The sequence below is a fragment of the Streptomyces sp. L2 genome (assembly GCF_004124325.1).
In the GTDB taxonomy this organism is placed as follows: Bacteria; Actinomycetota; Actinomycetes; order Streptomycetales; family Streptomycetaceae; genus Streptomyces.
Map to the genome: position 1 here is coordinate 5,766,568 of NZ_QBDT01000001.1, position 22,954 is coordinate 5,789,521.

The 22,954-nt window shown below is 70.2% G+C and carries 13 protein-coding genes; 7 read left to right on the top strand and 6 right to left on the bottom strand.

The window, feature by feature from the left end; translation table 11 throughout:
- Positions 1 to 176 precede the first annotated feature (176 nt).
- Positions 177 to 3,404, top strand: a complete 3,228-nt coding sequence (locus DBP14_RS25770) for a bifunctional [glutamine synthetase] adenylyltransferase/[glutamine synthetase]-adenylyl-L-tyrosine phosphorylase (protein ID WP_129309487.1) — start codon at positions 177 to 179, stop codon at positions 3,402 to 3,404.
- Here the strand turns inward: DBP14_RS25770 and DBP14_RS25775 are convergent.
- Together DBP14_RS25775 and DBP14_RS25780 are read right to left on the bottom strand one after the other, a co-directional pair.
- Entirely contained in the window at positions 3,392 to 4,279 is an 888-nt protein-coding gene (locus DBP14_RS25775; protein ID WP_206739353.1) for a phosphatase PAP2 family protein, read from the bottom strand. The two genes, DBP14_RS25770 and DBP14_RS25775, sit on opposite strands and share 13 nt — an antisense overlap.
- A gap of 117 nt (positions 4,280 to 4,396) precedes the next feature.
- Positions 4,397 to 5,431, bottom strand: coding sequence for a LacI family DNA-binding transcriptional regulator (locus DBP14_RS25780; RefSeq protein ID WP_277752733.1), 1,035 nt, complete (start codon positions 5,429 to 5,431; stop codon positions 4,397 to 4,399).
- Positions 5,432 to 5,802: 371 nt separating this feature from the next.
- Between DBP14_RS25780 and DBP14_RS25785 the strand changes: the two genes are divergently transcribed.
- The 5 genes from DBP14_RS25785 to DBP14_RS25805 all read left to right on the top strand — a co-directional run bounded on the left by DBP14_RS25785 (position 5,803) and on the right by DBP14_RS25805 (position 12,499).
- The gene (locus DBP14_RS25785) at positions 5,803 to 7,077 is read left to right on the top strand and encodes an extracellular solute-binding protein (protein ID WP_129309489.1); all 1,275 of its coding nucleotides are present in this window, start codon (positions 5,803 to 5,805) and stop codon (positions 7,075 to 7,077) included.
- 128 nt (positions 7,078 to 7,205) lie between these two features.
- On the top strand, positions 7,206 to 8,210 hold the full coding sequence (locus DBP14_RS25790) for a sugar ABC transporter permease (RefSeq protein ID WP_129309490.1): 1,005 nt from the start codon (positions 7,206 to 7,208) through the stop codon (positions 8,208 to 8,210).
- Positions 8,211 to 8,229: 19 nt separating this feature from the next.
- Positions 8,230 to 9,135 (top strand): ABC transporter permease subunit, encoded by a 906-nt coding sequence (locus DBP14_RS25795; protein ID WP_129309491.1) that lies wholly within the window; start codon positions 8,230 to 8,232, stop codon positions 9,133 to 9,135.
- A gap of 161 nt (positions 9,136 to 9,296) precedes the next feature.
- Positions 9,297 to 10,982, top strand: a complete 1,686-nt coding sequence (locus DBP14_RS25800) for a glycoside hydrolase family 13 protein (RefSeq protein WP_129309492.1) — start codon at positions 9,297 to 9,299, stop codon at positions 10,980 to 10,982.
- A gap of 134 nt (positions 10,983 to 11,116) precedes the next feature.
- Positions 11,117 to 12,499 (top strand): alpha-amylase family protein, encoded by a 1,383-nt coding sequence (locus tag DBP14_RS25805; protein ID WP_129309493.1) that lies wholly within the window; start codon positions 11,117 to 11,119, stop codon positions 12,497 to 12,499.
- Between the two features lie 7 nt (positions 12,500 to 12,506).
- On the opposite strand, the gene DBP14_RS25810 is transcribed toward DBP14_RS25805, so the two are convergent.
- A complete protein-coding gene (locus DBP14_RS25810) occupies positions 12,507 to 14,600 on the bottom strand; it encodes a carbohydrate-binding module family 20 domain-containing protein (protein WP_241741040.1) in 2,094 nt (697 codons plus the stop codon).
- Between the two features lie 221 nt (positions 14,601 to 14,821).
- Here DBP14_RS25810 and pulA point away from each other — a divergent pair, with 221 nt between their 5' ends.
- Entirely contained in the window at positions 14,822 to 20,233 is a 5,412-nt protein-coding gene (pulA, locus tag DBP14_RS25815) for a pullulanase-type alpha-1,6-glucosidase (protein WP_129309494.1), read from the top strand.
- Position 20,234: 1 nt separating this feature from the next.
- Here pulA and DBP14_RS25820 read toward each other — a convergent pair whose 3' ends face one another.
- The 3 genes from DBP14_RS25820 to DBP14_RS25830 form a co-directional block, all read right to left on the bottom strand.
- Positions 20,235 to 20,924: a TetR/AcrR family transcriptional regulator gene (locus DBP14_RS25820; protein ID WP_129309495.1), complete on the bottom strand. Its 690-nt coding sequence runs from the start codon at positions 20,922 to 20,924 to the stop codon at positions 20,235 to 20,237.
- A gap of 67 nt (positions 20,925 to 20,991) precedes the next feature.
- The gene (locus DBP14_RS25825) at positions 20,992 to 22,044 is read right to left on the bottom strand and encodes a PDR/VanB family oxidoreductase (RefSeq protein ID WP_129309496.1); all 1,053 of its coding nucleotides are present in this window, start codon (positions 22,042 to 22,044) and stop codon (positions 20,992 to 20,994) included.
- The gene (locus tag DBP14_RS25830; RefSeq protein ID WP_129309497.1) at positions 22,044 to 22,940 is read right to left on the bottom strand and encodes a metal-dependent hydrolase; all 897 of its coding nucleotides are present in this window, start codon (positions 22,938 to 22,940) and stop codon (positions 22,044 to 22,046) included. Before DBP14_RS25830 ends, DBP14_RS25825 begins: the two co-directional genes overlap by 1 nt.
- Positions 22,941 to 22,954: the final 14 nt, after the last annotated feature.

Here is a 22,954-nt window from a genome sequence, read left to right on the forward strand (position 1 = left end):
CGAACCCCCACGCACCCGAGCAGGCCGCCGCAGGCGTACGCACCCCCGACCCCCGCGAGCAGGCATACGAACCCACGCACCCGCGCAGGCACGCGTACGCGGCGCCCCCGAAGCCACAACCGCCCCCGGCCGTTAGGCTCTGGCCAGGACCACCTTGATCCGAGGGGAGGCCACGGATGACGCCGGGCCGCAGAAGCAGCACGTTCACCCGCCTCCTGCGCCACGGCTTCACGGATCCCTCAACGGCCGAACGCCAACTGGACAGCCCGGAGCTCTCCCCGGTCCGCAACGACCCGGTCCTCCTGGAGGCCCTGGGCGCCACGGCCGACCCCGACCTGGCCCTGCACAGCCTCGTGCGCCTCCTGGAGGCCCAGCCCACGCCCCCGGACCGCCACGAGCTCCTCGACACTCTGATAGCGGCCAAACCCCTCAGAGACCGCCTCCTGGGCGTCCTCGGCGCCTCCGCCGCCCTCGCGGACCACCTCACCCGCCACCCCGCCGACTGGCAGGCCCTCGTCACCTACGAGCCCCAGGACCTCCATCCCGGCCTCCAGGAGTTCGAACACGGCCTGCGAGAGGCCACCGACCCCGTCACCCTCCGCATCGCCTACCGCCGCTGCCTCCTCTCCATCGCGGCGAGAGACGTCTGCGGCACCACGAACGTCGCGGACACGGCCGCGGAACTGGCAGACCTGGCAACAGCCACCCTCCGCACGGCCCTGGCCATAGCCAAGACCGAGTCCCCCGACGACGCGAAAGCCTGCCGCCTCGCGGTCATCGCGATGGGCAAATGCGGCGGCCACGAACTGAACTACGTCTCGGACGTGGACGTGATCTTCGTGGCCGAAGCGACAGAGCACACCCCCGAACCCCAGGCCCTCCGGGCCGCCACCGCCCTCGCCTCGCACATGATGCGCATCTGCTCGGAGACGACCGTCGAGGGCAGCATCTGGCCCGTGGACGCCAACCTCCGCCCCGAGGGCCGCAACGGCCCCCTCGTCCGCACCCTCAGCAGCCACCTCGCCTACTACCAACGCTGGGCGAAGACCTGGGAGTTCCAGGCCCTGCTCAAGGCCCGCCCGGTGGCCGGCGACCAGGACCTCGGCCAGGCGTACATCGACGCCCTGCAACCCCTGGTCTGGCAGGCCGCGGAACGCGACAACTTCGTGGTGGACGTCCAGAAGATGCGCCGCCGAGTGGTGGAGAACATCCCCGCGGCCGAGGTGGAACGCGAGCTCAAACTGGGCCCGGGCGGACTGCGGGACGTCGAATTCGCGGTCCAGCTGCTCCAGTTGGTGCACGGCCGCACCGACCCGGCCCTCCGCAGCGGCACCACCCTCGACGCCCTCCAGGCCCTCGCGGCGGGCGGCTACGTCGGCCGCGAGGACGCCGCCCGCCTCGACGAGGCGTACCGCTTCCTGCGCTCCCTCGAACACCGTATCCAGCTGTACCGACTGCGCCGCACCCACCTGGTGCCCGAGGCCGAGGAGGACCTGCGCCGCCTCGGCCGCTCCCTGGGCCTGCGCACCGACCCGGTGGACGGCCTGCGCCGCGAGTGGAAGCGGCACACCGGCGTCGTACGACGCCTGCACGAGAAGCTGTTCTACCGCCCCCTCCTGGACGCGGTGGCCCAACTGGCCCCCGGCGAGGTCCGGCTGAGCCCGGAGGCGGCGAGGGAACGCCTGGTGGCCCTCGGCTACGCCGACCCCGCCGCCGCCCTGCGCCACCTGGAGGCGCTGGCGTCCGGCGTCACCCGCAAGGCGGCCATCCAGCGCACCCTCCTCCCGGTGCTCCTGGGCTGGTTCGCCGACTCGGCGGACCCGGACGCGGGCCTGCTGAACTTCCGCAAGGTCTCCGACGCGCTCGGCAAGACGCCCTGGTACCTGCGCCTGCTGCGCGACGAGGGCGCGGCGGCGGAGAACCTGGCCCGGGTCCTGTCGGCGGGCCGCCTGGCCCCCGACCTCCTGATGCGCGCACCCGAGGCAGTGGCCCTGCTGGGCGAAACGACACCACGCCCTGAAACAACACCACGCCCCGGAACGGCACCACGCCCCGAAACCACACCCCACCCCAAAACCACCCAGCGACCCGCACCCGGCCGCACACCCGCACCCGGCCGCACACCCGCACCCGGCCGCACACCCGCACCCGGCCGCACACCCGCACCGCAACCCGCCCCCGCCCCCGCGACTGGCCCCGCCCCCGCGCCCCGTCCCGGGCCCGCCCCCACCCCCCGCACCGCCACAGGCTCCCTCGCCCCCCGCGACCGCGCCCACCTGGAACAGGAGATCATGGCCGCGGTGGGCCGCGCGGAGAACGCCGAGCAGGGCGTCACCGCGGCCCGAGGCGTCCGCCGCAGGGAACTGTTCCGCACGGCCGCCGCGGACATCGTCGGCTCCTACGGCACCGAGACCAGCCCAGCCGAGGCGGACGAGGGCGCCCTGGTGGACCGGGTGGGCGCGGCGGTCTCCGACCTCACCGCGGTCACCCTCGCCGGCACCCTGCGCGCGGTGGTCCGCGAGGGCTGGGGCGACACCCTGCCCACCCGGTTCGCGATCATCGGCATGGGCCGCTTCGGCGGTCACGAGCTGGGCTACGGCTCCGACGCCGACGTCCTGTTCGTGCACGAACCCGAGGACGGCGTGGACGAACAGCAGGCGGCGGCCGCCGCCAACAAGGTGGTCGCCGAGATGCGCCGCCTGCTGCAGCGCCCCAGCTCGGACCCGCCCCTGCTGATCGACGCCGACCTGCGCCCGGAGGGCAAGTCGGGGCCGCTGGTGCGCACCCTGAAGTCGTACGAGGCGTACTACCGCCGCTGGTCCCTGGTCTGGGAGTCGCAGGCGCTGCTGCGAGCCGAGCCGGTCGCCGGGGACGCGGACCTCGGCCGGCGCTTCACGGAGCTGATCGACCCGCTGCGCTACCCCGCCCAGGGCCTGGACGAGGACGCGGTCCGCGAGATCCGCCGCCTGAAGGCCCGCATGGAGTCCGAACGGCTGCCGCGCGGCGCCGACCCCAAGCTGCACACCAAGCTAGGCCCCGGCGGCCTCTCCGACGTCGAGTGGACGGTGCAGCTGCTGCAGCTCAGGCACGCCTGGCGGGAGCCGGCCCTGCGCACCACCCGCACCCGGGACGCCCTGGCCGCCGCCCGGGAGGCCGGGCTGCTGCCGGCCGAGGACGCGGCGACACTGGACGAGGCCTGGGTGCTGGCCACCCGGGTGCGCAACGCGGTCATGCTGGTCCGCGGCCGGGCCGGGGACACCTTCCCGACCGAGCCCCGCGAGCTGGCGGCCGTGGGCCGCTACCTGGGCTACGGCTCCGGTCACGCCGGCGACATGCTCGACGCCTACCGCCGTACGACCCGCCGGGCACGCACGGTCGTGGAGGAGCTGTTCTACGAGGACTGACGCCGCCCGGAGCGACCCTGCTCAGGGCGGCCCCGTCCGGAGCGGCCCGAAGCCGGCGCCGCCCCCGGCAGGGAGTACGGCAGGCTGCCGTACCAGAGGCGGGCCACCGCGAAGCCGAAGGCCAGGCAGAGCACACCCCCGACGGCGTCCAGCCAGAAGTGGTTGGCGGTGGCCACGATGACCAGCAGGGTCAGCGCCGGGTACACCAGCCCCAGCACCCGCACCCACGGCACCGAGGCCAGCGCGAAGATGGTCAGCCCGCACCACAGGGACCAGCCGATGTGCATCGAGGGCATCGCCGCGTACTGGTTGGACATGTTCTTCAGGTCACCTGAGGCCATCGACCCCCAGGTGTGGTGCACCAGGACCGTGTCGACGAAGTGCCCGCCGCTCATCAGCCGGGGCGGGGCGAGCGGGAACAGGTAGTAACCGGCGAGGGCCACACCGGTGGTCGCGAACAGCACCAGCCGGGCCGCCGCGTAACGCCCGGGATGCCACCGGTAGAGCCACACCAGCACACCCAGCGTCATGACGAAGTGCAGCGTGGCGTAGTAGTAGTTCATCCCAATGATCAGCCAAGTCACCGAGTTCGCGGCGTGGTTGACGGTCTCCTCGACGGCGATGCCCAGGGTGTGCTCCAGCCGCCACACCCAGTCGGCGTCGCGCAGCGCCTGCGCCCGCTGCTCGGGGACCGCGTTGCGGATCAGGGAGTACGTCCAGTAACTCGCCCCGACCAGAAGGATCTCGACCCACAGCCGGGGCCGCCGCGGCCGCCGCAGACCGCGCAGGAACCGCGTCCTGTCCCCGACCGCGACGGCCCGCGGAACGGTCACCTTCTCGCGACCTTCCGGCTCTGTCACGGTCGAGTCACTCATGGGCACTCAGTCTGCCAGAAAAGACCTCTTCGACCGATCATCCCAAGCGTGAGCGGATATCGCACATCCAGCGGTGTGCGTACCGGGATGTGCGTGATGTCCGGAAGGCTCGGGAATTCACCCGCGCACGCGGTCCCCCGGCGCCGAGGCGGTCGAACCGCGCACGACCAGCTCCGGCATGAACACGAACTCGCTGTGCGGCGCGGGCGTCCCGCCGATCTCCTCCAGCAGGGTGCGCACCGCCGCCTGCCCCATCGCCGGGACCGGCTTGCGGATCGTGGTCAGCGGCGGGTCCGTGAAGGCGATCAGCGGGGAGTCGTCGAAACCCACGACGGACACGTCCCGCGGCACCTCCAGACCCAGCTGCCGGGCCGCCCTTATCGCGCCGAGGGCCATCATGTCGCTGGCGCACACCACCGCGGTGCACCGGCGCTCGATCAGCGCGGTCGCGGCGGCCTGACCGCCCTCCAGGGTGTACAGCGAGTGCTGGATCAGCTCGGTCTCCACCACCTGGGCCGTCAGCCCCAGCTGGTCCTGCATGGTGCGGACGAAGCCCTCGATCTTGCGCTGCACCGGCACGAACCGCTTCGGCCCCAGCGCCAGCCCGATCCGGGTGTGGCCCAGCGACGACAGGTGTGTCACGGCCAGCGTCATCGCGGCCCGGTCGTCGGGGGAGATGAACGGCGCCTGCACCTGCGGCGAGAAGCCGTCCACCAGGACGAAGGGCACGCCCTGGGCGCGCAGCCGCTCGTAGCGGGCCATGTCGGCGGTGGTGTCCGCGTGCAGCCCGGAGACGTAGATGATGCCGGCCACCCCGCGGTCCACGAGCATCTCGGTCAGCTCGTCCTCCGTGGACCCGCCCGGGGTCTGTGTGGCGAGCACCGGCGTGTACCCCTGGCGGGTCAGCGCCTGGCCGATGACCTGGGCCAGGGCCGGGAATATCGGGTTCTCCAGCTCCGGGGTGATCAGGCCGACCAGCCCCTCGCTGCGCTGCCGGAGCCGGACCGGACGCTCGTAGCCGAGCACGTCGAGCGCGGCGAGCACGGACTGGCGGGTGGTGGCCGCGACCCCCGGCTTGCCGTTGAGCACCCGGCTGACGGTCGCTTCGCTCACCCCCGCCTGCGCAGCGATGTCCGCAAGCCGTGTGGTCACGGCACCGGACTGTACCGGCCGTCCCTCACCTTGCACACCAGCGGGACGCCGGGCACGGGCGGACGATCGGCCCGCCGTGGATTGCTGCGTCATCGCGCTCCCTCAAGTTTGTGACGGCAAGAGCTTGCAGAGTCTTGCACAAGTGTCGCCCAACCCCCTCAGCGGCTTCAATAGGCGGTCTCGGACGGGCCGAGGTCAGGTCACGGCGGGGTAACCATCGTGGGTTCTTGCACTTTTTTGCTGCAAGGTCTTTCGCAGCGCTTACAAGCGCGGTTAATCTCACCGTCGCCCGGCCGCCGCAACGGCGCAGTCGGCAAGTCGCAGAGGCGTCAGACGGGACCGCCTCCTGCTTCAACCCTCAAGGAGAACTCATGCGGCGTGGCATAGCGGCCTCCGCGCTGGTGGCGTCCCTCGCCCTCACGGCGACGGCGTGCGGCGGGAGCGACAGCGACAGCGGCAAGGCGGACGGCCCGGTGACCATCACCTGGTGGGACACCTCCAACGCCACGAACGAGGCACCGACGTACAAGGCCCTGGTCGAGCAGTTCGAGGCCGCGAACAAGAACATCAAGGTCAAGTACGTCGACGTGCCCTTCGACCAGGCACAGAACAAGTTCGACACGGCCGCCGGCTCCAGCGGCGCCCCGGACGTCCTGCGCTCCGAGGTCGGCTGGACCCCGGCCTTCGCGAAGAAGGGCTACTTCCTGCCGCTGGACGGCACCGAGGCCCTGGCCGACCAGGCCAAGTTCGAGCCGAACCTGATCAAGCAGGCCCAGTACGAGGGCAAGACCTACGGCGTGCCGCTGGTCACCGACACCCTCGCGCTGGTGTACAACAAGGCCCTGTTCAAGAAGGCCGGGATCACCACGCCGCCCAAGACCTGGGACGAGCTGAAGTCGGACGCGGCCAAGGTCAAGGCCAAGACCGGCGCCGACGGCTACTGGGGCTCCACCCAGGCCTACTACGCGCAGAGCTTCCTCTACGGCGAGGGCACCGACACCGTCGACGCCAACGCGAAGAAGATCACCGTCGACTCCGCCCCGGCGAAGAAGGCCTACGGCACCTGGCTGAGCCTGTTCTCCGGCAAGGGCCTGCACAAGGCCGACACCACCGCCGACGCCTACGCCCACATCCAGGACGCGTTCGTCAACGGCAAGGTCGCCGCGATTATCCAGGGACCCTGGGAGATCACGAACTTCTACAAGGGCTCGGCCTTCAAGGACAAGTCCAACCTCGGCATCACCACCGTCCCGGCCGGCTCCACCGGCAAGGCGGGCGCCCCGACCGGCGGCCACAACCTCGCGGTCTACGCCGGCTCCGACAAGGCCCACCAGGCCGCGGCGCTGAAGTTCGTGAAGTTCATGACCTCGGCGAAGTCCCAGGAGACCATCGCCCTGAAGAACTCCACCCTGCCGACCCGCTCCGACGCCTACACCGCGAAGGTCACGGCCGACCCGGGCATCGCCGGCTACCAGGGCGTCCTCTCCGCCGCCCAGCCCCGCCCGGCCCTGCCCGAGTACAGCTCCCTGTGGGGTCCGCTGGACACCGAGCTGCCCAAGATCGCCGGCGGCAAGGAGTCCCTGGACAAGGGCCTGAACAACGCGGAGCTGGCCATCGCCAAGCTGGTGCCCGACTTCAGCAAGTGAGCCCTCGTGGCCGCCGGATCCTCCCTGTACTAAAAGGGGGGAAGGATCCGGCGGCCACGGCCCCGCACCTCCCGGCCCGACCCGGTACCCTCCCGGCCCCACCCCGAACGTTCAGAAGGTGTCGAACCATGACAGTCGCCATCGACCGCGCGACCGGCAAGCGCCGCGGTGACCGCGCGCCTCGGCCCGGGCTGGGGCAGCGCATCAGGAACGGCTACCAGAAACACTGGTACGCCTACGCGATGATCGCCCCGGTGGTCGTCGTCCTCGCTGTCATCGTCGGATACCCGCTGGTCCGTGGCGTGTACCTGACCTTCACCGACGCCAACAGCCTCAACTCGGCGCGCACCATCGGCGTCAACCACATCGCCGCCACGTACAAGTTCATCGGGCTGGACAACTACAAGGACATCCTGTTCGGCCCGCTGTCGTACGACCGGTTCTGGTCGCACTTCCTGTGGACCGTCGTGTGGACGGCCTGCTGTGTGTTCCTGCACTACACGATCGGCCTCGGCCTGGCGCTGATGCTCAAGGAGAAGCTGCGCGGCCGCACCTTCTACCGGCTGCTGCTGGTCCTGCCCTGGGCCGTGCCCACCTTCGTCACCGTGTTCTCCTGGCGGATCATGCTCGCCGACTCCGGCGTGATCAACCAGGTCCTGCACGCGGTGCACCTGCCCCAGCCGCAGTGGCTGGAGGACACCTTCTGGCAGCGGTTCGCCGCGATCATGGTGAACACCTGGTGCGGTGTGCCGTTCATGATGCTGTCCCTGCTCGGCGGCCTGCAGTCGATCGACTCCACGCTCTACGAGGCGGCGGAGATGGACGGCGCCAGCGCCTGGCAGCAGTTCCGGCACGTCACCCTGCCGGGCCTGCGCTCGGTCAGCTCCACCGTCGTCCTGCTCGGCATCATCTGGACCTTCAACCAGTTCGCCATCATCTTCCTGCTGTTCGGTCCGACCGGCGCCCCCGACGCGCAGATCCTCGTCACCTGGGCCTACTACCTGGGCTTCGGGCAGCAGCCACGCGACTTCGCCCAGTCCGCCGCCTACGGCGTGCTGCTGCTGTCGATCGTGATCGTCTTCACCTCCTTCTACTTCCGCTGGCTGAAGCGCAATGACCAGCTCGCCGTCTGACGCCGCAGGAGCCGCCGCCATGAGCACCACGACCCTGGACACGACCGAGACCGCGCCGGCCCCCGCCCCCGCGGCCCCGCGGCGCACCCGCCGGCGCGGCGAGCGCGGCCCGGTGGCCACCCTCCTCCTGCACGGCGGCCTCGTCGTCGCGAGCGTCATCGCGCTCGCCCCGGTGGCCTGGCTGATCTTCCTCTCCCTCGGCCCCGACAAGGACGACTACCTGCACCCGGGCAAGATCCTCGGGAAGATCAGCTTCTCCAACTACAGCTACGTGCTGGAGCACACCGCGTTCTTCGACTGGTTCAAGTCGACGATGATCGTGGCCCTCGGCACCACCGTGATCGGCGTCTTCGTCGCCGCCACCACCGGCTACGCCGTCTCCCGCATGCGCTTCCCCGGCTACAAGTCGCTGATGTGGGTGCTCCTGCTCACCCAGGCCTTCCCGATCGCCATCCTGATCGTGCCGATGTACGAGATCTTCAGCGAACTCGGCCTCATCGACACCTACTGGGCGCTGATCGTCATCAACTGCACCACCGCCGTGCCGTACAGCGCCTGGCTGCTCAAGGGGTACTTCGACACCATCCCCTTCGAGATCGACGAGGCCGGCCGGGTGGACGGGCTCAGCCCCTTCGGCACCTTCTTCCGGCTGATCCTGCCGCTGGCCCGCCCGGGCCTGGCCGTCGCCGCCTTCTACAACTTCATCACCGCCGTCGGCGAGGTCGCCTTCGCTACGACGTTCCTGCTGGACGACTCCAAGTACACCTTCGCCGTCGGCCTGCAGACCTTCGTCAGCGAGCACGACGCCCAGTGGAACTACATGGCCGCCACCGCCGTCCTCGTCGCGATACCGGTCTCGGTCTTCTTCTACCTCGTCCAGAAGAACCTCGTCACCGGCCTCACCGCGGGCGGCACCAAGGGCTGACGCCCCGGGCCCGTCCACACGGACCAGGCGGCCGCGGTGTCCATCCGACCCCGCCGGCATCGCGGCCGCCTCGCACCCCCGGCCCGCCCGCAGGCCCGACCGTCGCCCATCGCCCCTCACCCATGACCCAGTCACGTACTCCGTTACGCATCAAGGACGCCATGAGCCAGCAGCACCCTGCCGCCCCGGCCCCCCACACCGCCGTAGCCACTGTCGCCGGACACCGCGACTGGTGGCGGGACGCGGTCATCTACCAGGTCTACCCGCGCAGCTTCGCCGACAGCAACGGCGACGGCATGGGCGACCTGGAGGGCGTACGCTCCCGCCTCCCGTACCTGCGCGACCTCGGCGTCGACGCCGTGTGGCTCAGCCCCTTCTACGCCTCCCCGCAGGCCGACGCCGGCTACGACGTCGCCGACTACCGTGCCGTGGACCCGATGTTCGGCAACCTCCTGGACGCCGACGCGCTGATCCGCGACGCCCACGATCACGGCCTGCGCGTCATCGTCGACCTGGTACCCAACCACTCCTCCGACCAGCACGAGTGGTTCAAGCGGGCGCTCGCCGAGGGCCCCCGTTCCCCTCTCCGCGACCGCTACCACTTCCGCCCCGGCAAGGGGAAGAACGGCGAACTCCCGCCCAACGACTGGGAGTCCATCTTCGGCGGCCCCGCCTGGACGCGGGTCACCGAGCCGGACGGCACGCCCGGAGAGTGGTATCTGCACCTCTTCGCCCCCGAGCAGCCCGACTTCAACTGGGAACACCCGGCGGTCGGCGACGAGTTCCGCTCGATCCTCCGCTTCTGGCTCGACATGGGCGTCGACGGCTTCCGCATCGACGTCGCCCACGGCCTGGTCAAGGCGGACGGACTGCCCGACCTCGGCGACCACGACCAGCTGAAGCTGCTGGGCAACGATGTCATGCCGTTCTTCGACCAGGATGGCGTGCACGCGATCTACCGCCAGTGGCGCACGGTCCTCGACGAGTACGTGGGCGAGCGCGTCTTCGTCGCCGAGGCCTGGACACCGACCGTCGAGCGCACGGCCAACTACGTCCGCCCCGACGAACTGCACCAGGCCTTCAACTTCCAGTACCTGGGCACCGAATGGGACGCCGAGGAACTCCGCGCGGTCATCGACCGCACCCTGGAGGCGATGCGCCCGGTCGGCGCCCCGGCCACCTGGGTGCTGTCCAACCACGACGTCACCCGGCACGCCACCCGCTTCGCCAACCCGCCCGGCCTCGGCACCCAGATCCGCACCGCCGGCGACCGCGAACTCGGCCTGCGCCGGGCGCGCGCCGCCACCCTCCTCATGCTCGCCCTGCCCGGTTCGGCCTACGTCTACCAGGGCGAGGAACTCGGCCTGCCGGACGTCGTCGACCTCCCCGACGAGGTCCGTCAGGACCCCGCGTACTTCAGGGGCGCCGGCCAGGACGGCTTCCGCGACGGCTGCCGGGTGCCCATCCCGTGGACCCGCGACGGTTCGTCGTACGGCTTCGGCAGCGGCGGCAGCTGGCTCCCCCAGCCCCCCGCCTGGGCCGAGCTGAGCGTCCAGGCCCAGACCGGCACCCCGGGCTCCACCCTGGAGCTGTACCGCGCCGCCCTCGCGGCCCGCAAGCAGCACCCCGACCTCGGCGCCGGCGACCGCGTCGAATGGCTGCGCGCCCCCGAGGGCGTCCTCGCCTTCCGCCGCGGGGAGTTCATCTGCGTGGCGAACACCACCGGCGAATCCGTGACCACCCCCGCCCACGGCCGCATCCTGCTCAGCAGCGGCGAGGTCGCCGAGACGGACGGCGAGGCGAAGCTCCCCGCGGACACCACCGTGTGGTGGACCACGGCCGACTGACGACCCGTCTGAAAGTTCTTGCAGCAACTTCACGCCGGCCCGCTGTCTTTCGGACAGCGGGCCTCTAGCATCTGCGTCACCGCAAGTTTGCCGCAAGATGCAGCAAGCTCCTTCAACGGTGAAGGACTCCCCACATGGCACGCAGAAGCAGAACCCTCCCCACGGTCATATCCCTCGCGGCCGCCGCCGCGATCGGCCTGTACCCGACGTCAGCCGAGGCCTCCCCGCCCGGCGCCAAGGACGTCACCGCCGTCCTCTTCGAGTGGAACTACGCCTCGGTGGCCCGCGAGTGCACCACCACCCTCGGCCCCGCCGGCTACGGCTACGTCCAGGTCTCCCCGCCCGCCGAGCACATCCAGGGCCCGCAGTGGTGGACGTCGTACCAGCCGGTGTCGTACAAGATCGCCGGCCGCCTCGGCGACCGAACCTCCTTCCAGAACATGGTGAACTCCTGCCACTCGGCAGGTGTGAAGGTCGTCGTCGACACCGTCGTCAACCACATGTCCGCGGGCAGCGGCACCGGCACCGGCGGCTCCTCGTACACGAAGTACGACTACCCCGGCCTGTACTCCGTCTACGACTTCGACGACTGCACCGCCCAGGTCACCGATTACCAGGACCGCTGGAACGTCCAGCACTGCGAACTCGTCGGCCTGGCCGACCTGGACACCGGCGAGGAGTACGTCCGCAGGACCATCGCCGGCTACATGAACGACCTCCTCACCCTCGGCGTCGACGGCTTCCGCATCGACGCCGCCAAGCACATCCCCGCCGAGGACCTGGCCAACATCAAGAGCCGCCTGACCAACCCGAACGCGTATTGGAAGCAGGAGGTCATCTACGGCGCGAACGAGGCCGTCCAGCCCTCCGAGTACACCGGCAACGGCGACGTCCAGGAGTTCCGGTACGCCTACGACCTCAAGCGGGTCTTCCAGAGCGAGAAGCTCGCCTACCTGAAGAACTATGGCGAGGGCTGGGGCTACCTGAGCAGCTCGGTCGCCGGCGTCTTCGTCGACAACCACGACACCGAGCGCAACGGCTCCACCCTGAACTACAAGAGCGGCGCCGACTACACCCTGGCCAACGTCTTCATGCTGGCCTACCCCTACGGCGCCCCGGACATCAACTCCGGCTACGAGTGGTCGGACGCCGACGCGGGCCCGCCGGACGGAGGCCAGGTGGGCGCCTGCTGGCAGGACGGCTGGAAGTGCCAGCACAAGTGGCCCGAGATCATCTCCATGGTCGGCTTCCGCAACGCCACCCGCGGCCAGTCCCTGACCGACTGGTGGGACGACGGCAACAACGCGATCGGCTTCGGCCGCGGCACCAAGGGCTACGTGGCCATCAACCACGAGACATCCGCCACGACTCACACCTACCAGACGTCCCTCCCGGCAGGCACCTACTGCAACGTGCAGAACAACACGACGGTGACGGTGAACGCCGGCGGGCAGTTCACCGCCACCTTGGGCTCCGACACGGCCCTCGCGATCTACGCGGGCAAGCCGAACTGCTGAGCCGGGCCTACTTCCACGTGTCGCTCGTCGAGTACCCGGACGAACCGCCCGTCGTGTAGGAGCGGTTCGTGCCGGACTCCCAGGTCACGTTGCCGGAGGCGTCCTTCTTGACGTACTTGTACGCGAAGGACGTGCTCCTGTGGACGATGGCCAGACGGCTCCACACCGGGTACGACGCGGAGGACAGCGGGATGGCGTCCGTGGGGTTCCAGGAGCCGAGGGAGGGGAGGGAGCCGACGACGTAGACGTTGGTGCCGAGGGTCGTGGTGGCCGTCTCGTTGAAGGTGACATCGGTGGCGTCGGCGCTCGCCAGGTTCCATGAGTTGTCCAGGGTGAGGGCCGAGGTGGTCGTGGTGGCCGAGCGGTTGGCGTTGGACTCCCAGGTGACGTTGCCGGAGGCGTCCTTGCGGATGTACTTGTACTCGAAGGACGTGTTCACCGGCACGCTCACCTCGCCCGACCAGACCGGGTAGCCGGTGGAGGACAGCTTGACCGCCTTCGAGGTGTCCCAGCCGCCGAGCGCGGGGATGGAGCCGACCACGTAGACGTTCGTGCCGGACGACGTGGACGCGTACTCGTCGAACGTCGCGCTCACCGTGTCACCGGAGCCGCTGCCCGTGCCGCCGCCCGTGCCCCCGCCGGTGTCGCCGCAGCCCACCGTGCAGGTGTAGGAGGAGTCGTAGAAGGCGACCGCGCCCTTCGCCGGGATGGTGAGCGAGGCGCTGCCGCCGGAGACGGCGACCTTGGTGGTGCCCCCGTCGATGACATCGCTGTACGTGCCGTCGGCCATGCCGGTCGAGAAGGTGTACGTCGCCGGTGAGGTGCCGTTGTTCAGCGCGAAGAAGCCCGCCCCGCTGCGTCCGAAGCCGATGACGGACGACGACTTGGTCTGCCAGTCGGACACGGCGGCCGTGTCGACGTGGTTGTGCCAGGCCACCATGCCCACCACGGCGGTGTCCCGGTCCAGGCAGTACCAGCTGCCGGAAGAGCAGTCCGTGTCGGACACGAACCCGGCCGAGTTCGGCGGCGCCTCGTCGCTCTGGGTCCACTTCCAGCTGGCGTACACGGTCGGCGTCGACCACTTGTAGGCGAGCTGGAAGAGGTTGGCGAGCTTGTAGGTGTCGCCGTCCTTGTACGACATGTCCGTGCCGTTGCGCGAGGTGTCGTGGTTGGTCACGAAGGACACCGAGTTCGCGGCGGGCAGGAGGCCGGACGAGGAGAGGGAGGCGAGGTCGCTGATGTTGCCCTGGAACGCGGACTTCATCTTGCTCGCGTAGGTGAAGTCCAGGACGTCACCGGTGCCGTAGTAGTCCGACGGCTGCGGGGTCGAGCCCGGGTAGATCTCCTGGAAGACGTACGGCGCAGGGCCGGCCGTCGTGGCCGTGAGCTTGGACTCGATGGCCGCGAGGTCGGTCGCCGGGATGTGTTTGGCCGCGTCCACCCGGAAGCCGTCGACACCGAGGGCGAGCTGGGAGTTGAGGTAGTCGGCTATGCCCGTGCGGACGTGGTCGGAGCCCGTCTTCAGGTCCGGCATGCCGAGCAGTTCGCAGTTCTGGACCTGGGTGAGGTTGGAGTAGTCCTGGATGGTCAGGTCGGAGGTGGGGCACTGCGAGGAGTCGTGGTAGTCCGACCGGTCCCACTCGGGGGTGTCGTACTTGGTGCTGAGGGTCGTGCCGTTGTAGCCGGTGCCGGTCTGCGCGGCCGTGTGGTTGATCACCGCGTCGGTGTAGACCTTCACGCCCGCCTGGTGGCAGGTGCTGATCATGGCGGCGAACTTGGCCTTCGAGCCGAAGCGGCTGTTCAGGTCGTAGGAATAGGGCTGGTAGACGTCCCACCAGTAGTAGTCGGACTGCTTGAGGGATTCCTCCGGCGGCGCGACCTGCACCGCGCCGTAGCCGGCCGGGCCGAGGACGTCGGTGCACTCCTGGGCGACGGAGTCCCAGTTCCACTCCCAGAGGTTGGCGATGACATCGCCCTTGGCGGTCGTGTCGGCCTGCGCGGACTGGGCCGGCAGGGCGACCACGCCCGCGAGTGCCAGCGCGCCGGCGGCCATGGCTCCGGCCGTACGGCGGACGAGATCCGGGGGTCGGTATCCGGTCATGTGCGGCTCCGAAATGTGTGTGGGGATTCAACCGTCGGTGAGCGTGCGGCAGTTGGGAACAGGGCGTCAAGGAGTCCGGTGAAACTTCTTGCTGTGAGTTTCAAGCCTCTTGCTGTAAGCCTTGCGTCGGCGATACGGTCACGCGGGCGCCCGGCACCGCACACCGTGCCGCGCGTCGGGGTCGGACCCGAACAAGCCGTATTCGCAAGGAGTCACCGCCTGTGATACCGAGATGGCCGGCGCCCGGAACGCGCCGCTCCCCACACGTGAGACGGGCCGCGGCCGTCGCCGTAGTCTCCCTCGCCGCAGCGCTCGTCCAGCCGCTCGCGGCCCGCGCGGCCACCCCACCGCCCGCGCCCCCCTCGGACGCGAAGCTCGCCGCGCAGCCGGCCCGGCACGACGACACGCGCGAGCAGTTCTACTTCGTCATGCCGGACCGTTTCGCCAACGGTGACAAGGCCAACGACCGGGGCGGCCTGACCGGCTCGCGCATGAGCACCGGCTACGACCCCACCGACAAGGGCTTCTACCAGGGCGGCGACCTCAAGGGCCTGACCAAGCGGCTCGACTACATCAAGGGCCTCGGCACCACCGCCATCTGGATGGCGCCGATCTTCAAGAACCGGCCCGTGCAGGGCACCGGGGCCAACGCCTCGGCCGGCTACCACGGCTACTGGATCACCGACTTCACCCAGGTCGACCCGCACTTCGGCACCAACCAGGACCTCAAGACCCTCATCTCCAAGGCGCACGCCAAGGGCATGAAGGTCTTCTTCGACGTCATCACCAACCACACCGCCGACGTCGTCGACTACGACGGCAGCTCGCACGACTACCTGTCCAAGGGCGCCTTCCCCTACCTGACCAAGGACGGCAGGCCCTTCGACGACGCCGACTACGCCGACGGGACGAAGAGGTTCCCGAAGGTCGACTCCGGTTCCTTCCCGTACACGCCGAAGGTCACCAGCGACAGCAAGGTCCCGGCCTGGCTGAACGACCCGACGATGTACCACAACCGGGGCGACTCCACCTTCGCCGGCGAGTCCGCGACCTACGGCGACTTCTCCGGACTGGACGACCTGTGGACCGAGCGTCCCGAGGTCGTGCACGGCATGGAGAAGATCTACGAGCGGTGGGTGAAGGACTTCGCCATCGACGGGTTCCGGATCGACACCGTCAAGAACGTCGACATGGACTTCTGGACCCAGTGGGCCACCGCGCTGGACACGTACGCCGCCCGGCACGGCCGCAAGCACTTCTTCATGTTCGGCGAGACGTACGACGCCAACACCTCGGTCACCGCGCCGTACGTCACCCAGGGCCGCCTGGACGCCACCCTCGACTTCCCCTTCCAGGACGCCGCCCGCGCCTACGCCTCCCAGGGCGGCAGCGCCAAGAAACTCGCCTCCGTCTTCGGCGACGACTACAAGTACACGACCGACAAGGCCAACGCCTACGAACAGGTCACCTTCCTCGGCAACCACGACATGGGCCGCATCGGGTACTTCCTGAAGCAGGACAACCCGAAGGCGACGGACGCCCAACTGCTCGCCAAGGACAGGCTCGCCAACGAGGTGATGTTCCTCAGCCGCGGCAACCCGGTCGTCTACTACGGCGACGAGCAGGGCTTCACCGGCTCCGGCGGCGACAAGGACGCCCGCCAGACCATGTTCGCCTCCAAGGTCGCCGACTACCTCGACGACGACGAGATCGGCACCGACCGCACCCACGCCAGCGACTCCTACGACCCGAGCGCGCCCCTCTACAAGGAGATCGCGGCCCTCTCCAAGCTCCGCAAGGCCAACCCGGCCCTGGAGGGCGGGGTCCAGACCGAGCGGTACGCCGCCGACGGCGCCGGGATCTACGCTTTCACCCGCACGGACGCCAAGACCGGCCAGGAGTACGTGGTCGCCCTCAACAACGCGGACGACGCGAAGACCGCGACCTTCAGCACCGGCTCGGCGGACATGTCGTACCGGGGGATCCACGGCACCGACGGCACCCTGAAGACCGACGGCGACCGCAAGCTCACCGTCACCGTCCCGGCCGGCACCGCCGTCGTCTACAAGGCCGGCGGTGCCCTCGCCGCCCCCACCGCCAAGCCCACCATCACCCTGAAGGCCCCCGCCGCCGGAGCCACCGGGACCGTCGAGGTGTCCGCCGGCACCGACGGCGGGCAGCTCAACCGGGTCGTGTTCGCCGCCCAGGTCGGCGACGCCCCCTGGAAGGTGCTCGGCTCCGCCGACCACGCCCCCTACCAGGTCACCCAGGCCCTCGGAGCGAAGGTGCCCGCCGGGACCGCCCTGCGCTACAAGGCCGTCGTCGTCGACTCGGCCGGGCACACCGCGAGCGCCACGGCGAGCAGCACCACCGGCACCCCGCCCGCGCCCGAGGTCCCCACGGCCTCCTCCCGCGACTACGCGATCGTCCACTACAAGCGCGCCGACGGCGACTACGCCGACTGGAACCTGTACGCCTGGGGCGACCTCGCGGACGGCGAGTCCACCACCTGGCCGGCCGGGCACCCCTTCACCGGCCGCGACGCCTACGGCGCCTTCGCCTACGTCAGGCTCAAGCCGGGCGCCACGAACGTCGGGTTCCTCGTCGTCGACAAGGACGGCAACAAGGACGTCTCCGCCGACCGGAGCATCGACGTCACCAAGACGGGCGAGGTCTGGATCGAGCAGGGCAAGGCCGACGTCCTCACCCAGCGGCCGGACTACCCGGCCCAGGACACCACCAAGGCCGTCCTGCACTACCACCGCGCCGACGGGAACTACGACGGCTGGGGCCTGCACGTCTGGACGGGCGCCGCGAACCCCACCGACTGGTCGAAGCCGCTGATGCCGGTCAAGACTGATGCCTATGGCGCGGTCTACGAGGTACCGCTCACCGAGGGTGCCACCAGCCTCAGCTACATCATCCACAAGGGCGACGACAAGGACCTGCCCACCGACCAGTCCCTGGACCTCAAGGCGGCCAACGGCCACGAGGTGTGGCTGGTGAGCGGCCAGGACAAGCCCCTGCTGCCGCAGCCCACGGGCAGCGCGGCCGCCCTCGACCTGACCACCTCCAAGGCGGTCTGGATCGACCGGGACACGGTCGCCTGGAACGGGGCCGACGGTGCCGCCTCCACCCAGCTGCTGTACTCCCACGACGGTTCGATCACCGTGAAGGAAGGGTCCCTGACCAGCGACGACGAGCGCTGGCTGCGGCTGGAGAAGACCACCCTCACGGACGCGCAGAAGGCGAAGTTCCCCTACCTGAAGGACTACACCGCCTGGTCCGTCGACCCGCGCGACCGCGACCGGGTCCGCGAGGCGCTCAAGGGCCAGCTCGTCGCCTCCCAGCGGGCCGCGAACGGCGCGGTACTGGCGGCGACCGGCGTGCAGATCGCCGGCGTGCTCGACGACCTGTACGCGGGCGCCACGAAGGCCCACCTCGGGCCGGTCTTCCACCACGGCAGGCCCACCCTGTCGGTGTGGGCGCCGACCGCCCAGTCCGTCCACCTCGACCTCGACGGCCGCAGCGTGCCCATGCACCGGAACGCGGCCACCGGCGTCTGGTCCGTCACCGGCCCGGCGTCCTGGAGGGGCAAGCCCTACCGGTACGTGGTGAAGGTGTGGGCGCCCAGCGTCCGCAAGATGGTCACCAACAAGGTCACCGACCCCTACTCGGTCGCCCTCACCGCGAACAGCGAGCGCAGCCTCGTCGCCGACCTCGACGACCGCTCCCTCGCCCCGAGCGGCTGGACGCACCTGCACAAGCCCAAGGCCGTACCGCTCAGGGACGCGCAGATCCAGGAGCTGCACATCCGGGACTTCTCCGTCGCCGACAAGACCGTCCCGGCGGGGGAGCAGGGCACCTACCTGGCCTTCACCGACAAGAACAGCGACGGCTCGAAGCACCTGCGGGCACTGGCCAAGGCCGGCACCTCCTACGTGCACCTGCTGCCCGCGTTCGACATCGCCACCATCCCCGAGAAGACGGCCGACCAGGCCACTCCCGACTGCGACCTGGCCTCCTACGCGCCCGACTCCGAGCAGCAGCAGGCGTGCGTGGCGAAGAGCGCGGCGAAGGACGCCTACAACTGGGGCTACGACCCCTACCACTACACGGTCCCCGAGGGCTCGTACGCCACGAACCCCGACGGCATCGCCCGTACGGTCCAGTTCCGCAAGATGGTGCAGTCCCTCAACCAGGACGGGCTGCGGGTCGTGATGGACGTCGTCTACAACCACACGGCGGCCGCCGGCCAGGCCGACACCTCCGTCCTCGACCAGGTCGTGCCCGGCTACTACCAGCGGCTCCTCGCCGACGGCTCGGTCGCCAACAGCACCTGCTGCGCCAACACCGCGCCCGAGAACGCGATGATGGGCAAGCTGGTCGTCGACTCGATCGTCACCTGGGCCAAGGAGTACAAGGTCGACGGCTTCCGCTTCGACCTCATGGGCCACCACCCCAAGGCCAACATCCTCGCGGTCAGGAAGGCCCTCGACGCGCTGACGCCGGCCAAGGACGGCGTCGACGGCAAGAAGATCATCCTGTACGGCGAGGGCTGGAACTTCGGGGAGGTCGCGAACGACGCCCGGTCCGTGCAGGCCACGCAGCAGAACATGGCCGGTACCGGCATCGCCACCTTCTCCGACCGGGCCCGGGACGCGGTCCGCGGCGGCAGCCCCTTCGACTCCGACCCCGGCGTCCAGGGCTTCGCCTCCGGCCTCTACACCGACCCCAACTCCTCCACGGCCAACGGAACCGAGGCGGAGCAGAAGGCCCGGCTGCTGCACTACCAGGACCTGATCAAGGTCGGCCTGACCGGCAACCTGGCCAAGTACCACTTCACCGACAGCGACGGCAAGGAGGTCACCGGCGCCGAGATCGACTACAACGGCCAGCCCGCCGGGTACGCGGACGCCCCCGGCGACGCCCTCGCCTATGTGGACGCCCATGACAACGAGTCGCTGTTCGACGCGCTGACGTACAAGCTCCCGAAGGACACCTCCGCCGCCGACCGGGCCCGGATGCAGGTCCTGGCGATGGCCACGGCGTCCCTCTCGCAGGGCCCGTCCCTCTCCCAGGCCGGCACCGACCTGCTGCGCTCCAAGTCGCTGGACCGCAACTCCTTCGACAGCGGCGACTGGTTCAACGCCATCCACTGGAACTGCGCCGACGGCAACGGCTTCGGCCGTGGCCTGCCCATGGCGGCCGACAACCAGTCCAAGTGGCCGTACGCCAAGCCGCTGCTGACCGGCGTCAAGGTCGGCTGCCCGCAGATCACCGGCGCCTCCGCCGCCTACCGGGACCTGCTGAAGATCCGTACGACCGAGAAGGCGTTCTCCCTCGGCACGGCGGCCCAGGTGCAGGACCGGCTCGCGTTCCCGCTGTCCGGGAAGGACGAGACGCCCGGGGTCATCACCATGACCCTCGGTGACCTGGTCGTCGTCTTCAACGCCACGCCCCAGAAGCAGGACCAGCGGATCCCGGCCCTGGCCGGCGCCCCCTACCGGCTGCACCCGGTGCAGGCGTCCGGCGCCGACCCGGTGGTGAGGACCGCCGCCTACACGGCCGGTTCGGGTACGTTCACGGTCCCGGCCCGCACCGTGGCGGTGTTCGTCCGGGCGGCCAAGTAGCTCAGGGCGCCAAGGAGATGAGCCGGCCGACCAGCTCCGCGAAGGGGCCGTCGGCCGGCTCGTCCTTGACCATGGTGCGCAGCAGCAGCGCCATCTCGTCGTCCTGGGCGGCGCTGACGGCGACCAGCGCGGCGAGGTCGTGGACGAGCTGCAGCTCCAGTTCGGCGCGGGGCACGCGCCGGCCGTCCAGCCAGATCAGGGCCGTCGACTCGACGAGCGAGATCCACGAGCGGAGCACCAGGTCCAGCCGCGGAGGTGCCTCGGCGACGTCCAGGTGCGCAAGGATCTGGCCATAGGCGGCCTGCCGCACGGAGTCGATGAGCGCGTTCGTGGCCGACGAACCGACCGCCGGGCCGCCGCGCATCAGGGCCGCGAAACCGGGCCCGTGCCCCTCCACGAAGTCGAAGAAGCGGCGCATCACCCGCAGCAGCCGGGCACCGAGGGAGCCCTCGTGCGGCTCGGCGAACCGGCCCGCGAGATCCTCGGCGGCACGCTTCAACGCGGCCTCGTACAGGCTGAGTTTGCCGGGGAAGTAGTGGTAGACCAGCGGGCGTGAGATGCCCGCCGCCGACGCTATCTCGTCGATGGAGACGTCGTCGGGGGAGCGCTGGCTGAACAGTTCGAGGGCGACCCCGATCAACTGCTGCCGCCGCTCCTCCACACCCATCCTGCGGCGAACCCCGGTACTCATGCGAACACCTTACCGATCGAAACCGGCCGTGAACGGCCCGGTTCCGTCCCGGTGTTGACACGTTCCGTCACATGTCGAGCACGAGCCGCTCACCTCGGGCTCGGGAGACACAGATCAGCATCGAGTCGCCACGCTCCGCATCCGTCAGCAGCTCGTCCCGGTGGTCCACCTCACCCTCCAGCACCCGCTGTTGGCAGGTCCCGCAGAACCCCTGCTCGCAGGAGTAGGCGGTGTCGGGCAGCTCCCGCCGTACGGCCGCCAGCACGGTCGAGCCGGCGGTCACCGCCACGGTCCGCCCGCTGCGCCGCAGTTCCACCTCGAACTCCGTGTTCCCGTCGGCCGACGTGCGCGGCGCGAACCGCTCCAGGTGCAGCGTGGCCCCGGCCGGCAGCCGCTCCTCCACCGCCGCCATCAGCCCCTCCGGGCCGCAGCAGTACACGGCGGTCCCGGCGGGCAGACCGGCGACCAGCGCGTCCAGGTCCGGGAGCCCGTCCTCGTCCTCGGCGACCAGCGTGAGCCGGTCCCCGGCGAGCTTGCGTATCTCTTCGAGATACGGCATCGAGGCCCGGGTCCGGCCGCCGTACAGCAGCCGCCACTCGGTGCCGTCCGGCAGGGCGCGCAGCATGGGCAGGACCGGCGTGATGCCGATACCGCCGGCGACGAAGACGTACGACTCCGCCCCGACCAGGGGAAAACGATTCCTCGGCCCGCGGACCTCCACCTCCATCCCCTCGGTCAGCTGCTCGTGCACCTCCCGCGAGCCGCCCCGCCCGTCCGCCACCAGCCGCGTGGCCACCGTGTACGAGGAGACGTCCTCGGGGTCCCCGCACAGCGAGTACTGCCGCACCAGCCCCGACGGCAGCACCAGGTCCAGGTGCGCGCCGGGCTCCCAGCCGGGCAGGTTCGCCCCCTCCAGGCGCAGTTGTACGACCCCGTCGGCGATCGTCTCCCGCGCGGTGAGCACGAGCCGCAGCGCACGGGAGCGGGGCCGCCCGGACACCGGCGGGTCCAGGGCGGGCAGCGGCCACAGCGGGGACGCCTTGACGCGGCGGCGCAGGGCCCGCCGGGTGAGCACGGCGGCGCCCGCGACGAGGGCGACGGTCAGCGGCCTCGGAGCCATCACGCCACCGCCTTGTCCGCCGCCAGGGCGGCGGGGGAGGAGGCCAGATAGGCGACCGCCTGCGCGGTGGAGCACTCCTGGGAGGGGTGGTAGTCGCGGCTGAGATAGCGCGGGATGGACTTCAGCATGGCACCGGTGGTGGGCAGCGTGCCCCGCCGGCCGCTCCGCCAGAACTCCCCGAACGACGCCTTGCCGTCGACGAGGGTCGGGTCGTTCTCCATGAAGAACCGGGCCCCGCGCTGCCACAGGAACACCAGCGCCGAGAAGGCCAGCGCCCAGGTCCGCGCGCGGCGCCGGTAGCCGCCGTCGACGTGCATGAACAGGTCGAACGCGACCGAGCGGTGCTCGACCTCCTCGGCGCCGTGCCAGCGCAGCAGGTCCAGCATGGTCGGATCGGCGCCCCGCCGGTCCAGCTCGGCCGCGTTGAGCACCCAGTCGCCGAGGAAGGCCGTGTAGTGCTCGATGGCCGCGATCAGCGCGACCCGCTCCAGCAGCCACCAGCGGCGCGGCCCGCCCGGCGGCAGCGTCCGGTCGCCGAGCAGCTTCTCGAAGAACCAGTCGACCTGTGCGGTGTACGGCGTCGGATCGAGCCCCTGCTCCCTGAGGTGCGGCAGCACCTCGTCGTGGGCCTGGGAGTGCATGGCCTCCTGCCCGATGAACCCGACCACGTCCTCGCGGAGCCGGTCATCCTTGATCAGCGGCAGCACCTGCTTGTACACGTGCACGAACCACCGCTCCCCGGCGGGCAGGAGCAGGTGCAGCACGTTGATGGTGTGCGTGGTGAACGGATCGCCGGGCACCCAGTGCAGGGGGGTGCCCTCCCACGAGAACGACACGTTGCGCGCCTTGAGCGCGATCCGCTCGTCCTCCCCGGACCGGGCCTGCGTGTTAGACATGGCGTCAATGTACT